Genomic DNA, 13350 nt, shown 5'->3' on the forward strand with positions numbered 1-13350 from the left:
GTTCTCCCATTCAGTGGTTACTGTGGAGAAAGCATGCGCGCTGCCAGCACCGGCAATACAGATTCAATACAGGCTTATTATTCCCATACAGAATTGGCGGATCTGCGGCTGAATGCTGTATTTTCTACGCAACTGTACTGGTCGTGCTTGCAATCGAGCACAGGAGTATGCCGTGACGCTCTACCTGAACCTCGCCGAGCTGCTCGGCACCCGTATCGAGCAAGGCCTGTACCGCCCCGGCCAGCGCCTGCCATCGGTGCGCGCCCTGAGCGTGGAACATGGGGTCAGCCTGAGTACGGTGCAGCAGGCCTACCGCCTGCTGGAAGACAACGGCATGGTGTCGCCACGCCCCAAGTCCGGCTACTTCGTCAACGACCATCGCCACCTCGCCGCACTGCCCGCCGTCAGCCGCCCTGCCCAGCGACCCGTGGACATTTCGCAGTGGGAACAGGTATTGGAGCTGGTGCGCAGCACACCTCGTCAAGACGTCATACAGCTCGGCCGCGGCATGCCCGACATCGACAGCCCGAGCCTCAAGCCCTTGTTGCGCAGCCTCGCCCAGCTCAGCCGGCGCCAGGACATGCCGGGGCTGTATTACGACAACATCCATGGCAACCTCGCTCTGCGTGAGCAGGTTGCCCGCCTGGTGCTGGACTCTGGCTGCCGCCTGGGCCCCGCGGACCTGGTGGTGACGACCGGCTGCCACGAAGCGTTGTCATGCAGCATCCGCGCGGTGTGCGAGCCGGGCGACATTGTCGCGGTCGATTCGCCGAGCTTTCACGGCGCCATGCAAACACTCAAAGGCCTGGGCATGAAGGCGCTGGAGATCCCCACCGACCCGATCACCGGCATCAGCCTGGAAGCCCTGGAACTGGCGCTTGAGCAGTGGCCGATCAAGCTCATCCAGATCACGCCAAGCTGTAATAACCCGCTTGGCTACATCATGCCCGAGGCACGCAAGAAGGCGCTGCTGAACCTGGCCCAGCGCTATGACGTCGCCATCCTCGAAGACGATGTGTATGGCGACCTGGCCTACACCTACCCCCGCCCGCGCACTCTCAAGTCGTTCGACGACGACGGTCGCGTGCTGCTGTGCAGTTCGTTTTCCAAGACGCTAGCCCCGGGCCTGCGCATTGGCTGGGTGGCGCCAGGGCGCTATCTGGAGCGGGTGCTGCACATGAAGTACATCAGCACCGGCAGCACGGCCACCCAGCCGCAGCTGGCGATTGCCGATTTCATCGCCAGCGGCCACTACCACCCCCATGTGCGGCGCATGCGCAGCCAGTACCAGCGCGGCCGCGACCTGATGAGCGACTGGGTAAACCGTTACTTCCCGCCTGGCACGCGCGTCAGCCGGCCTCAGGGTGGCTTCATGCTGTGGGTGGAGCTGCCAGAGCATTTCGACACGTTGCGGCTGAACCGCGCTTTACTGGAACAGGGCGTGCAGGTTGCCGTGGGCAGCATCTTTTCGGCCTCAGGCAAGTTCCGCCACTGCCTGCGGATGAATTTCGCCGCGCGGCCAACACCGCAGATCGAGGACGCGGTGCGCAAAGTGGGAGAAACCGCCCTTCGTCTACTGGATCAAAGTAACACCGACGGGTAACTTTGCGCCGCCCTATACGGTCCAACCTCTCAAGCCTTTGCCGCACAGGACGATCCACACTTGAGACTCCAGCGAGCTCTGCCCCTGCTGCTGGTGCTGCTCGGCCTTGCAGGCTGCGCCAGCGTCGGTACACCCCGCGAGACCAGCCAGGCACTGCCGGCCAAAGATTCAGCCTTCGGCCGCTCGGTGCTGCGCCAGGCCGCACCCTATGAAGGACGGTCCGGTTTCCGTCTGCTGCCCAACAGCAACGAGGCCTTCCGTGCCCGCGCTGAGCTGATCCGCAACGCGCAGGCCAGCATCGACTTGCAGTACTACATCGTCCACGACGGCCTGAGCACCCGGGCCCTGGTCCATGAACTGCTGCGCGCCGCCGACCGAGGCGTACGCGTGCGCATCCTGCTGGACGACACCACCAGCGACGGCCTGGACACCATCATGGGCACCCTCGACGCCCATCCGAACATCCAGATCCGCGTATTCAACCCACTGCATCTGGGCCGCAGCACGGGGGTGACGCGCGCGGTGGGCCGCCTGTTCAACCTGTCGCGCCAGCACCGGCGCATGCACAACAAGCTGTTCCTGGTGGACAACAGCATGGCCATCGTCGGCGGGCGCAACCTGGGCGATGAGTATTTCGATGCTGAGCCCAACCTGAATTTCACTGACATCGACATGCTCGGCGTGGGCCCGGTGGCCGAACAGCTCGGGCACAGCTTCGACCAGTACTGGAACAGTGCCCTGAGCCGGCCCGTGACTGACTTCCTCTGGCAACTGCCGGATGCCGCCGACCTGCGCGCCAGCCGCCACCGCCTGGAGGTGTCGCTGGCCGAGGCGCGGGTGCAGCGCAAGGCGCTGTATGACCGCCTGATGGCCTATCAGTCGGAGCCTCGGCTGGATGTTTGGCGCAATGAGCTGATCTGGGCCCACAGCCAGGCCTTGTGGGATGCACCGAGCAAGGTGCTGGCAGACGATGAGCCAGACCCGCACCTGCTGATGAGCCAGCAGTTGGCCCCTGACCTGGCAAACGTGCACCACGAGTTGATCCTGGTTTCGGCCTATTTCGTCCCTGGCGAGCCCGGGCTGCTGTACCTGACCGGCCGTGCGGACGCCGGAACGTCGGTCAAGCTGTTGACCAACTCGCTGGAGGCCACCGATGTACCGGCCGTGCATGGCGGGTATGCGCCCTACCGCCGGGCGCTGCTCGAACACGGCGTGCAGCTGTTCGAGTTGCGCCGCCAGCCGGGTGACCCCAGTGCCGGGCGCCTGAATTTCCATGGCGGTTCGGATTCCAGCCTGCACAGCAAGGCGATCGTGTTCGACCGGCGAAAGACTTTCATCGGCTCGTTCAATTTCGACCCGCGTTCGGTGTTGTGGAATACCGAGGTCGGGGTGCTGGTGGACAGCCCGGAGCTGGCCGAATACACCCGCGAGCTGGCCGTTCAGGGCATGGCGCCTGCGCTGAGTTATCAGGTCAGGCTAGAGAATGACAAGCTGGCCTGGGTGACCGAGGACAACGGCCAACTGCACACCCTGACGGCAGAGCCCGGCGGGCTCTGGCGGCGGTTCAATGCGTGGATCAGCAAGGCCGTCGGGCTGGAGAAAATGCTGTAGCGCAGGGCCTCAGGCGGCAGCAGGCTCGAAGGCACCGCGCCGCCGGGTCAACACCACCAACCCGGCCGCCCCAACTGCCATCAGCAGCGGCAACGCATGGCCACTGAGCCACTGGCTACCCGCACCGGCCAGCAACGGCCCCAGCAGGCAGCCGATACCCCACAGCTGCGCCACATGAGCATTGGCCCGCACAAGTGCATCATCCCGATAACGCTCGCCGATCAGTATCAGCGACAACGTGAACAGGCCACCGGCACTGGCCCCGAACAGCACCCACAATGGCCAGATCGCCGGCGTGTGCACAAGCAACGGAATCGCCAGGCTGGAACACAGCAAGGTCACGGCACAAGCGGTGAACAGTGCGCGCCGCGACATGTGGTCGGCCAAGGCGCCGATCGGCAACTGCAGCACCGCGTCGCCAACCACCACAGTACTGACCATGAACAGCGCCAGCTCGGTGGAGAAGCCCTGCTGCAGGCAATACACCGGCAACAGGGTGAGGATCATCGCCTCGAAGGAAGCGAACAGCGCGATGGCCCAGGCGATCACCGGCAGCCGGCGACAGAAGGCGAACAGGTCGCTGAAGGTAACGCTGCAGGCCTCGGTACTCGGCGCGCCGCCACGACCCAACAACAGCAAGGGCGATAGCAGCAGCAGGCCGGTCGCAGCCCAGAAGCCAAAGTCATCGTCGGAGCCGAGAAAGCCCAGCACCAGCGGCCCTGCCAGTTGGCTCAAGGCATAGCTGCTGCCATACAGCGCCACCAGGCGCCCACGCCACTGCTCGACCACCAACTGGTTGATCCAGCTCTCACCAAGGATGAACACCACGGTCAACGACATGCCGATCAGCAAGCGCAGCGCCAGCCACAGCGGGTAGCTGGGCAGCACCGCCAGCAGGCCAATCGACAATGCCCCGCCCCACAGGCACAGGCGCATAGCCGAAGGCACGCCGACCCAGCCGGCCAGGCGGCTGGCCAGGCTGGCACCAATCAGCACGCCCAGCGCGGGCATCGCAGCCATTACGCCGATGGCGAAGCTACCGTAGCCCCAGGCCTCCAGGCGCAGGGACACCAGCGGCATGCTCACGCCGAGCGCGAGCCCGACGCTCAGCACCGATGCCAGCACGGCAAAGTAGGTTCCCCAGCGCATAGCAGCCTCCCAGGCAGAATTCTTGAATGGCAGAAACGACACAGCCGGGACGGTGTGAACCGGCCCGGCTGTCGTTGGGGCTGTAGCGCAGCCCCCCTGGATTTACAGCTTGATCCAGGTCGCTTTCAGCTCGGTGTACTTCTCCAGCGCATGCAGCGACTTGTCACGGCCGTTGCCCGACTGCTTGAAACCACCGAACGGCGCGGTCATGTCGCCGCCATCGTACTGGTTGACCCAGACGCTGCCGGCGCGCACGGCACGGGCAGTCTTGTGGGCCTTGGAAATATCCGACGTCCAGATGCCAGCGGCCAGGCCATACGGCGTGTCGTTGGCAATGGCGATGGCTTCTTCGGCAGTATCGAAGGCGATGACCGACAGCACGGGGCCGAAGATTTCTTCCTGGGCGATCTTCATGGCGTTGGTCACGCCGTCGAAGATGGTCGGCTCGACGTAGGTGCCGCCAGTCTCTTCCAGGGTGCGCTTGCCACCGGCCAGCAACTTGGCGCCGTCCTTGTGGCCGGCGTCGATGTACGACAGCACGGTATTCATCTGCTGGGTGTCGACCAGCGCACCGACGGTGGTCTGCGGATCGAGCGGGTTACCTGGCTTCCAGCCCTTGAGCGCTTCGACCACCATGGGCAGGAACTTGTCCTTGATCGAACGCTCGACCAGCAGGCGCGAACCTGCGGTGCAAACTTCGCCCTGGTTGAAAGCGATGGCGCTGGCAGCAGCTTCGGCGGCGGCTTGCAGGTCCGGAGCGTCGGCAAAGACGATGTTCGGGCTCTTGCCACCGGCTTCCAGCCAGATACGCTTCATGTTCGACTCGCCCGCATACACCATCAACTGCTTGGCGATCTTGGTCGAGCCGGTGAACACCAGGGTGTCTACATCCATGTGCAGGGCCAGGGCCTTGCCGACGGTGTGGCCGTAGCCTGGCAGCACGTTCAGCACACCGGCCGGGATACCGGCTTCGATGGCCAGCTGGGCAATGCGGATGGCGGTCAGCGGCGACTTCTCGGATGGCTTGAGTACCAGCGAGTTACCGGTGGCCAGGGCTGGTGCGATCTTCCAGCAGGCCATCAGCAGCGGGAAGTTCCACGGTACGATGGCACCGACCACGCCAACTGCTTCGCGGGTAACCAGACCCAGCTGATCACTAGGGGTCGGCGCGACTTCGTCGTAGACCTTGTCGATGGCTTCGGCGGTCCAGTGGATGGCATTGGCCGCGCCCGGCACGTCGATGCTGGAGGAGTCGCCGATCGGCTTGCCCATGTCCAGAGTTTCCAGCAGCGCCAGCTCTTCGACGTTCTTGCGCAGCAGGTCGGCGAAGCGGATCAGCTTGGCCTTGCGTTTGGCCGGGGCCAGCTGCGACCAGACGCCGGAATCGAACGTTGCGCGGGCGTTTTCCACAGCGCGATTGGCATCGGCCAGGTCGCAGCTGGCAACCTTGGCCAGGAAGCGTCCGTCGACCGGGCTCAGGCAGTCGAAGGTTTCACCGGATGCGGCGTCGGTGTATTCGCCGTTGATGAAGGCACGTCCTTCGATCTTCAGTTGCTGGGCACGTTGCTCCCAGTCTGCACGAGTCAGGGTGGTCATACGAAACTCCTCCTCTTGTTTAGGTGCAACGCCGCACTGAGGACTCACAGGCGTTGTCAGAATTCTGGCCGGGCGACAAGCGCACACTGGCAAGCGATACCCTAAACCAGCCAGTGCAAACTATCAATATATTTGACACATAAGGCCTAAAAGCCTACTGATGTGCATTTTATTAAACAAAAATAGGAGCTGCACCATGAACATCGCCAGCATCATCGACTTCGCCCAAGTCCTCACCGAGGCTGAACGCTACCGTCCCGCGGCAGAAAAAATCCTCAAGGGCGAGCCGGACCAGGCTGTCTACAACCATTATTCCACCCCGTGCGGACAGTTCGCCGCAGGTGTCTGGGAAGGTGAGGTCGGGCAGTGGACAGTGAACTACACCGAGCATGAATACTGCGAGATCGTGCAGGGCGTTTCGGTACTGCGCGACCCGGATGGCGGCGCCAAGACCCTGCGTGCCGGTGATCGGTTTGTCATTCCGGCCGGCTTCAAGGGCACCTGGGAAGTGCTGGAGCCGTGCCGCAAGATTTATGTGATGTTCGAGCAGAAATGAGTGCGACGCCGGCGTGGTGATTAATTACCACAGCCCGGCAAGCCAAGAGCGTGATCCTTGCAGCGTCCAATTCAGGACAATCCAAGGAGAATCATCATGACTACCGACATCCTCGGCGCCGCTCGTCACGTGATTGGCTCGCAGTATGTAGAAAGCGTCAAGCCTTACATCCTCGAGCTGACCGGCCTGACGACCGCCGCCGGCCCACACGACATCACCAGCAAGGACATACGCTCCGACAGGGTGATGATCCGTGTCGACGCTGGCGGTACCATCGACGGCCTGCACATCAGCTGATACCCACTGCTGATCGCTACAAGAAAGGGGCTCCAGACGGAGCCCCTTTCTTGTTGGCATCCACGTAAAAAAAAACCCGCGTCCTTTCGGATGCGGGTTTTTTCAGGTCGCCGATCAATTACTTGATCTTGGCTTCCTTGTACACCACGTGCTTGCGAACAACGGGATCGTATTTCTTGATCTCGATTTTGTCCGGGGTGGTGCGCTTGTTCTTGTCGGTGGTGTAGAAGTGGCCAGTGCCAGCACTCGAAACCAGACGGATCAATTCACGCATGACGTTCTCCTTAGAACTTTTCGCCGCGAGCACGCAGCTCGGCCAGCACTACGTCGATACCACGCTTGTCAATGACGCGCATGCCTTTGGCAGATACGCGCAGACGCACGAAACGGTTCTCGGATTCAACCCAGAAACGGTGGTGCTGCAGGTTCGGCAGGAAACGACGACGGGTTTTGTTGTTTGCGTGGGAAATGTTGTTCCCGGTTACTGGACCCTTACCAGTAACTTGACAGACTCTCGACATGACTCAGCCCTCTAAAACCACATGCCCAACCCGGCATGGGTTGGCCGCTTAATCTCTCAGTCTTTGGCGCCAGGCGCCGTGATTCTGGAGGTCTTACCGACCGGATCCGCTGATGCGACAGGCCGAGCCCCTAGAAAAGAGCGCTGCTTTATACCAGAAAGACTGCATTGCAACAACTGCTGATGAGCATCTGTCGGAGACAAATCGTGCGCGAGCAGCATAGCGGCTAGCCCGGCGAACTGTCGACCACTCGTCGCCAGCCGGTAGAAAAAGAGGGTGGTCATTTCCTGATGCGCACACTAGGGTAGGACGTTTCCAGACTGCACTGGCAGATGGGCCACTGACAGCCAAGGAGTCACGATGCGTGCCGCCGCCCTTTCCTTAATGCTCACCTCCCTGCTTGCTGCCGGCATCGCCCAGGCCGCGCCACTGAGCGTCTGCAGCGAAGCCAGCCCCGAGGGCTTCGACGTGGTCCAGTACAACTCGCTGACCACCACCAACGCCTCGGCCGACGTACTGATGAACCGCCTGGTCGAGTTCGACGCAGGCCAAGGCAAGGTCGTCCCCAGCCTGGCGCAAAGCTGGACAGTGTCGGCTGACGGCCTGGTGTACGACTTCAAGCTGCGTGAAGGGGTCAAATTCCACTCCACGCCTTATTTCAAGCCAACCCGCGCCCTCGATGCCGACGATGTGCTATTCAGCTTCCAGCGCATGCTCTACCCCGCCCACGCCTGGCACAAGACCGCACCGGGTGGCTACCCGCACGCCCAATCACTGCAACTGGGCAGCCTGATCAAGTCGATCGAGGCGCCGGAGCCGAACAGCGTACGCTTCACCCTGACCCACCCCGATGCGACCTTCCTGGCCACCTTGAGCATGGGCTTTGCTTCGATCTACTCCGCCGAGTACGCCGACAAACTGCTCAAGGCAGGCACCCCGGAGAAGCTCAATAGCCAGCCGATCGGCACCGGCCCGTTCGTCTTCCAGCGCTACCAGAAGGACGCCGTGGTGCGCTACCGCGCCAACCCGGACTACTTTGATGGCAAGCCTGCGGTCGATCCGCTGATCTTCGCCATCACTACCGATGCCAACGTACGCCTGCAGAAGCTCAAGCGTGGTGAATGCCAGGTGGCCCTGTCACCCAAGCCCCTGGACGTTGCCGAAGCAGGCAAGGACGGTAACCTCAAGGTCGTCACGACACCGGCCTTCATGACCGCTTTCGTTGCCATCAACAGCGAGCACCCGCCGCTGGACAAACCCGAAGTGCGCCAGGCGATCAACCTGGCCTTCGACAAGCAGGCCTACCTCAAGGCCGTTTTCGAAGGCACCGCCACCGCCGCCAACGGCCCCTACCCGCCCAACACCTGGAGCTATGCCAAGGACCTGCCCGGCTACCCGCTGGATCTCAAGCGAGCCAAGGCGCTGCTGAGCAAGGCCGGTTACGCAGATGGGTTCAGCACCACGATCTGGACCCGCCCGTCAGGCAGCCTGCTCAACCCCAACCCAAGCCTGGGCGCGCAGATGCTCCAGGCAGACCTGGCCAAGATCGGCATCAAGGCCGAAATCCGCGTGATCGAATGGGGTGAGCTGATCCGTCGGGCCAAGGCTGGCGAGCATGACCTGCTGTTCATGGGCTGGGCCGGCGACAACGGCGACCCGGACAACTTCCTCAGCCCGCAGTTTTCCTGTGCGGCGGTAAAGTCGGGGACCAACTTCGCGCGGTTCTGCGACAGCCGGCTGGACCAGTTGATCAGTGCAGGGCGTACCACCAACGACCAGAGCGTACGCAGCCGGTTGTACCAGCAGGCGCAGACGCTGATCCAGCAGCAGGCGCTGTGGGTACCGCTGGCGCACCCGACGGCGGCAGCGCTGTTGCGCGAGGGCGTCGAGGGTTACCAGGCAAGCCCGTTCGGGCGGCTGGATTTCAGCAAGGTTTCGGTGAAGCGCTGAACCCTGGCTTTGCAGGCTCGACCAAATGCCGGCTTGCCGGAGATTGGTCGAGCCTGCAAACAGGCAGCCACTAAGCGACAATCCACCCCTGCTCCACCATCGACAGCGGCTCCCCATCACCCACGATGATGTGATCGAGCACCCGCACATCGATCAGCGCCAACCCCTGCTTCAATGCAAGCGTCATGTGCACGTCGTCTTGGCTCGGCTCACTGTTGCCCGAAGGATGGTTGTGGCAAAGGATCAACGCCGCAGCGTTGTGCATCAACGCACGGCGCACCACTTCCCGCGGGTAGATGCTGGCCCGGTCGATCGTCCCTCTGAACAGGATTTCGAAAGCCAACGGCCGGTGTTTGCTATCCAGAAACAGGCAGCCAAAAACTTCGCTAGGCTCATGACGCAGCATGGCTTTCAGGTATCTGCGCACCGCAAAAGGGCTCTCCAGAGCGCAGTCGCGCTCGATCGATGTGGCAAGGTTGCGCCGCCCGATCTCCAGCAGCGCCTGCAATTGGCCATACCGCACCGGCCCAAGCCCGAGCGACCCAACGAATGCGTCCCTGTCAGCTTCAAGCAACTGGCGCAAGCCGCCGAACTTGACGAGCAACCCCCGCGCCAGCTCCACGACGTTGTGGCCCCGCACGCCAGAGCCGAGAAACACGGCCAGCAATTCGGCATCCGAAAGGCTGCCCACCCCGCGCTGCATCAACTTTTCCCTGGGCCGCTCCTCGGCTGGCCACTCGCTTATCTTCATTGCATCTCCTTTGCGCCCTGCTGCGACACGTTTAGGCCCTGTGTTAATCTATTTCGCCTCGTACATGCGACGTTCTGCCGCAGGCAATCCTGTTCGTCGCTGCCCGCTCTCTCTGGAAAAAGGCAAGCCTATGCAGCGGCTGTATCGCAAGCGCATCGTTCTCGGCGTCGGGGGCGGCATTGCCGCCTACAAGAGCGCCGAGCTGATTCGCCGACTCCTGGAGCACGGCGCGCAAGTGCGCGTCGTCATGACCCGTGGTGGTGCTGAATTCATCACCCCGCTGACCCTGCAGGCGCTGTCCGGCCACCCGGTACACATGGATCTGCTCGACCCTGCCGCCGAAGCGGCCATGGGCCACATCGAACTGGCCAAATGGGCCGACCTGGTGCTGATCGCCCCCGCCACCGCCGACCTCATGGCCCGCATGGCCCAAGGCATGGCCGACGACTTGCTGACTACCCTGGTACTGGCCACCGACGCCACCGTGGCAGTGGCCCCGGCCATGAACCAGGCCATGTGGCGCGACCCGGCGACCCAGGCCAACCTCGACCTGCTCAAGACCCGTGGCATCCAGGTGTTCGGGCCGGCTTCCGGCAGCCAGGCCTGCGGCGACGTGGGCCTTGGCCGCATGCTCGAAGCCACCGACCTGGCCTGGTGCGCCGCCGAGAGCTTCAAGCGCCAGGCGCTCACCGGCAAACATGTGCTGATCACCGCCGGGCCAACCCAGGAAAACATCGACCCGGTGCGTTACATCACCAATCATAGCTCCGGGAAGATGGGCTTCGCGCTGGCCGAGGCGGCCGCAGAAGCGGGTGCCCGGGTGACCCTCGTCACCGGCCCTGTGCACCTGCAGACCCCTGACCGGGTCAACCGGATCGACGTGGTCAGCGCGCGGGACATGCTCGCAGCCTGCGAGGCGGCCATGCCGTGCGACCTGTTCATCGCCTCGGCAGCGGTCGCGGACTACCGCCCGGAGGTCGTTGCCACACAGAAGCTCAAGAAAGATCCTACGACCGCCGACGGCATGCTGCTGCAGATGGTGCGCAATCCCGATATCCTTGCCACCATCGCTGGCCGCACCGACCGCCCGTTCAGCGTCGGCTTCGCCGCCGAGACCGAACATTTGCTCGATTACGCCACGCGCAAGCTCAAGGACAAGAACCTCGACCTGATCGTCGCCAATGATGTGGCCAACCCCAGCATCGGCTTCAACAGCGAGGAAAATGCCCTGACCGTGATCGACCGCCAGCAGCATCAAACCCTCTTCGCGCAGACCAGCAAAGGCAAGATTGCCCGGCAACTGGTCGCCTTCATCGCCGAACGGCTCAACCAGGTTCAATAAGTTACATGCACGCTCTTCAAGCCAAGATCCTCGACCCACGCCTGGGCAGTGAATTTCCGCTGCCGCAATACGCCACCCCTGGCTCCGCCGGCCTGGACCTGCGCGCCCTGCTCAAAGAGGACACCGTCCTGGAGCCGGGGCAGACCCTGCTGATTCCTACCGGCCTGTCGATCTACATCGGCGACCCGGGCCTGGCCGCGATGATCCTGCCGCGCTCGGGTCTGGGCCATAAGCATGGCATCGTGCTGGGCAACCTGGTCGGCCTGATCGACTCGGATTACCAGGGCGAGCTGATGGTGTCGTGCTGGAACCGTGGCAACACGCCATTCACCATCGCCGTTGGCGAGCGCATCGCTCAGCTGGTGCTGGTACCGGTAGTGCAAGCGCATTTTGAAGTCGTCGAGGCCTTCGATGAAAGCCAGCGCGGCACCGGCGGCTTCGGCCATTCCGGCAGCCACTGAGCCGACCGGCGACCGTTGAGGCCATGGATGGCGAACTCTCTGATGAAACCACCGTCCAAGCGTTCAGTTTGCGCCTGCCCAGAAAGCCTTTGACTAATGGAGCTTCCAGAGATGAACGACATGGCCCACCTGGTCCCCGCACTGCCCGACAGCATCTTCCGCGCCTATGACATCCGCGGCGTGGTCGGCAAGACCCTGCACGCCGAAACCGCCTACTGGATCGGCCGCGCCATTGGCGCGCAGACGCTCGCCCAAGGCGAGCCGCAGATTTCCGTCGGCCGCGACGGCCGCCTGTCCGGCCCGATGCTGGTCGAGCAACTGATCAAAGGCCTGGCCGATGCCGGTTGCCAGGTCAGCGACGTCGGTCTGGTGCCGACCCCGGCGCTGTATTTCGCTGCCAATGTCCTGGCCGGCAAGTCCGGCGTGATGCTCACCGGTAGCCACAACCCTTCGGATTACAACGGTTTCAAGATCGTGATCGCTGGCGATACCTTGGCCAACGAACAGATCCAGGCCCTGCTGACTCGCCTGAAAACCAACGACCTGACCCGTGGCGAAGGCAGTGTGGAAAAGGTCGAGATCCTCGAGCGCTACTTCCAGCAGATCGTCGCTGACGTGAAGCTGGCGAAAAAGCTCAAGGTGGTGGTGGACTGCGGCAACGGCGCTGCCGGCGTTATCGCGCCGCAGCTGATCGAAGCCTTGGGCTGCGAAGTCATCCCACTGTTCTGCGAGGTGGATGGCAACTTCCCCAACCACCACCCGGACCCGGGCAAGCCTGAAAACCTTGAAGACCTGATCGCCAAGGTCAAGCAAACCGGTGCCGATATCGGCCTGGCCTTCGACGGCGACGGTGACCGCGTCGGTGTGGTGACCAACACCGGCAGCATCGTTTACCCCGACCGCCTGCTGATGCTGTTCGCGCAGGACGTGCTGGCGCGTAACCCGGGGGCCGAGATCATCTTCGACGTCAAATGCACCCGCCGCCTGACACCGCTGATCGAACAACACGGCGGCCGCGCCTTGATGTGGAAGACTGGTCACTCGTTGATCAAGAAGAAGATGAAGCAGACAGGTTCGCTGCTGGCCGGCGAGATGAGCGGGCACATCTTCATCAAGGAGCGCTGGTACGGTTTCGACGACGGTATCTACAGCGCCGCACGCCTGCTGGAGATCCTCAGCAAGGCTGGCCAGGACGCCGAAAGCCTGTTTGCCGCATTCCCGAACGACATTTCCACGCCGGAAATCAATATTGATGTGACCGACGAGGGTAAATTCAGCATCATTGATGCACTGCAACGCGACGCCGACTGGGGCCAAGCCAGCCTGACCACCATCGACGGTGTGCGGGTCGACTATGCCCAGGGCTGGGGCCTGGTTCGCGCCTCCAACACCACGCCGGTGCTGGTGCTGCGCTTCGAGGCCGAAAGCGACGCCGAGTTGCAACGTATCAAGGATGTTTTCCGCGCCCAGTTGCTGCGGGTTGCCCCTGAGCTGCAACTGCCGTTCTGACCGA

The 13350-nt window shown here is 62.8% G+C and carries 12 protein-coding genes and 1 pseudogene; 8 read left to right on the forward strand and 5 right to left on the reverse strand.

Annotation, left to right across the window (positions count from 1 at the left end):
- The first annotated feature begins 172 nt into the window (after positions 1–172).
- Positions 173–1603: a PLP-dependent aminotransferase family protein gene (locus ACMGGN_RS21475; protein ID WP_161872405.1), complete on the forward strand. Its 1431-nt coding sequence runs from the start codon at positions 173–175 to the stop codon at positions 1601–1603.
- A gap of 60 nt (positions 1604–1663) precedes the next feature.
- Positions 1664–3214, forward strand: coding sequence for a phospholipase D family protein (locus tag ACMGGN_RS21480; RefSeq protein WP_115273284.1), 1551 nt, complete (start codon positions 1664–1666; stop codon positions 3212–3214).
- 9 nt (positions 3215–3223) lie between these two features.
- Here ACMGGN_RS21480 and ACMGGN_RS21485 read toward each other — a convergent pair whose 3' ends face one another.
- Positions 3224–4363, reverse strand: coding sequence for an MFS transporter (locus ACMGGN_RS21485; protein WP_414156286.1), 1140 nt, complete (start codon positions 4361–4363; stop codon positions 3224–3226).
- Positions 4364–4465: 102 nt separating this feature from the next.
- Positions 4466–5959, reverse strand: coding sequence for an aldehyde dehydrogenase (locus tag ACMGGN_RS21490; RefSeq protein WP_046786878.1), 1494 nt, complete (start codon positions 5957–5959; stop codon positions 4466–4468).
- A 196-nt stretch (positions 5960–6155) separates the two neighbouring features.
- On the opposite strand from ACMGGN_RS21490, the gene ACMGGN_RS21495 reads away from it, so the two are divergent.
- Both ACMGGN_RS21495 and ACMGGN_RS21500 read left to right on the forward strand, forming a co-directional pair.
- Complete coding sequence (locus tag ACMGGN_RS21495) at positions 6156–6515, forward strand: cupin domain-containing protein (protein WP_115273282.1); 360 nt, start codon at positions 6156–6158, stop codon at positions 6513–6515.
- Positions 6516–6611: 96 nt separating this feature from the next.
- A complete protein-coding gene (locus ACMGGN_RS21500; protein WP_115273281.1) occupies positions 6612–6812 on the forward strand; it encodes a hypothetical protein in 201 nt (66 codons plus the stop codon).
- A gap of 118 nt (positions 6813–6930) precedes the next feature.
- Here ACMGGN_RS21500 and rpmG read toward each other — a convergent pair whose 3' ends face one another.
- A complete protein-coding gene (rpmG, locus tag ACMGGN_RS21505) occupies positions 6931–7086 on the reverse strand; it encodes a 50S ribosomal protein L33 (RefSeq protein WP_003253507.1) in 156 nt (51 codons plus the stop codon).
- A 10-nt stretch (positions 7087–7096) separates the two neighbouring features.
- Positions 7097–7333: a 50S ribosomal protein L28 gene (gene rpmB / locus ACMGGN_RS21510; RefSeq protein ID WP_012312138.1), complete on the reverse strand. Its 237-nt coding sequence runs from the start codon at positions 7331–7333 to the stop codon at positions 7097–7099.
- Positions 7334–7693: 360 nt separating this feature from the next.
- On the opposite strand from rpmB, the gene ACMGGN_RS21515 reads away from it, so the two are divergent.
- Positions 7694–9283 (forward strand): ABC transporter substrate-binding protein, encoded by a 1590-nt coding sequence (locus ACMGGN_RS21515; protein ID WP_046786875.1) that lies wholly within the window; start codon positions 7694–7696, stop codon positions 9281–9283.
- Between the two features lie 70 nt (positions 9284–9353).
- Here ACMGGN_RS21515 and radC read toward each other — a convergent pair whose 3' ends face one another.
- On the reverse strand, positions 9354–10034 hold the full coding sequence (gene radC / locus ACMGGN_RS21520) for a RadC family protein (protein ID WP_204919305.1): 681 nt from the start codon (positions 10032–10034) through the stop codon (positions 9354–9356).
- 130 nt (positions 10035–10164) lie between these two features.
- Between radC and coaBC the strand changes: the two genes are divergently transcribed.
- From coaBC to ACMGGN_RS21535, 3 genes and pseudogenes are all read left to right on the forward strand, one after another.
- The gene (gene coaBC / locus ACMGGN_RS21525) at positions 10165–11376 is read left to right on the forward strand and encodes a bifunctional phosphopantothenoylcysteine decarboxylase/phosphopantothenate--cysteine ligase CoaBC (protein WP_174141075.1); all 1212 of its coding nucleotides are present in this window, start codon (positions 10165–10167) and stop codon (positions 11374–11376) included.
- A gap of 5 nt (positions 11377–11381) precedes the next feature.
- Positions 11382–11837: a dUTP diphosphatase gene (gene dut, locus ACMGGN_RS21530; protein ID WP_012312134.1), complete on the forward strand. Its 456-nt coding sequence runs from the start codon at positions 11382–11384 to the stop codon at positions 11835–11837.
- 135 nt (positions 11838–11972) lie between these two features.
- A pseudogene (locus tag ACMGGN_RS21535) lies at positions 11973–13346 on the forward strand (phosphomannomutase/phosphoglucomutase); the annotation flags it as partial.
- Between the last annotated feature and the right edge of the window lie 4 nt (positions 13347–13350).

Source organism: Pseudomonas sp. BNK-30 (assembly GCF_047456185.1).
GTDB lineage: Bacteria > Pseudomonadota > Gammaproteobacteria > Pseudomonadales > Pseudomonadaceae > Aquipseudomonas > Aquipseudomonas putida_E.

What these genes read in the sequence shown, in the direction of transcription:
- ACMGGN_RS21485 (WP_414156286.1), bottom strand. Translation starts at nt 4,363, where the DNA reads ATGCGCTGGGGAACCTACTTTGCCGTGCTGGCATCGGTGCTGAGCGTC.
- ACMGGN_RS21490 (WP_046786878.1), bottom strand. Translation starts at nt 5,959, where the DNA reads ATGACCACCCTGACTCGTGCAGACTGGGAGCAACGTGCCCAGCAACTG.
- ACMGGN_RS21495 (WP_115273282.1), top strand. Translation starts at nt 6,156, where the DNA reads ATGAACATCGCCAGCATCATCGACTTCGCCCAAGTCCTCACCGAGGCT.
- ACMGGN_RS21500 (WP_115273281.1), top strand. Translation starts at nt 6,612, where the DNA reads ATGACTACCGACATCCTCGGCGCCGCTCGTCACGTGATTGGCTCGCAG.
- rpmG (WP_003253507.1), bottom strand. Translation starts at nt 7,086, where the DNA reads ATGCGTGAATTGATCCGTCTGGTTTCGAGTGCTGGCACTGGCCACTTC.
- rpmB (WP_012312138.1), bottom strand. Translation starts at nt 7,333, where the DNA reads ATGTCGAGAGTCTGTCAAGTTACTGGTAAGGGTCCAGTAACCGGGAAC.
- ACMGGN_RS21515 (WP_046786875.1), top strand. Translation starts at nt 7,694, where the DNA reads ATGCGTGCCGCCGCCCTTTCCTTAATGCTCACCTCCCTGCTTGCTGCC.
- radC (WP_204919305.1), bottom strand. Translation starts at nt 10,034, where the DNA reads ATGAAGATAAGCGAGTGGCCAGCCGAGGAGCGGCCCAGGGAAAAGTTG.
- coaBC (WP_174141075.1), top strand. Translation starts at nt 10,165, where the DNA reads ATGCAGCGGCTGTATCGCAAGCGCATCGTTCTCGGCGTCGGGGGCGGC.
- dut (WP_012312134.1), top strand. Translation starts at nt 11,382, where the DNA reads ATGCACGCTCTTCAAGCCAAGATCCTCGACCCACGCCTGGGCAGTGAA.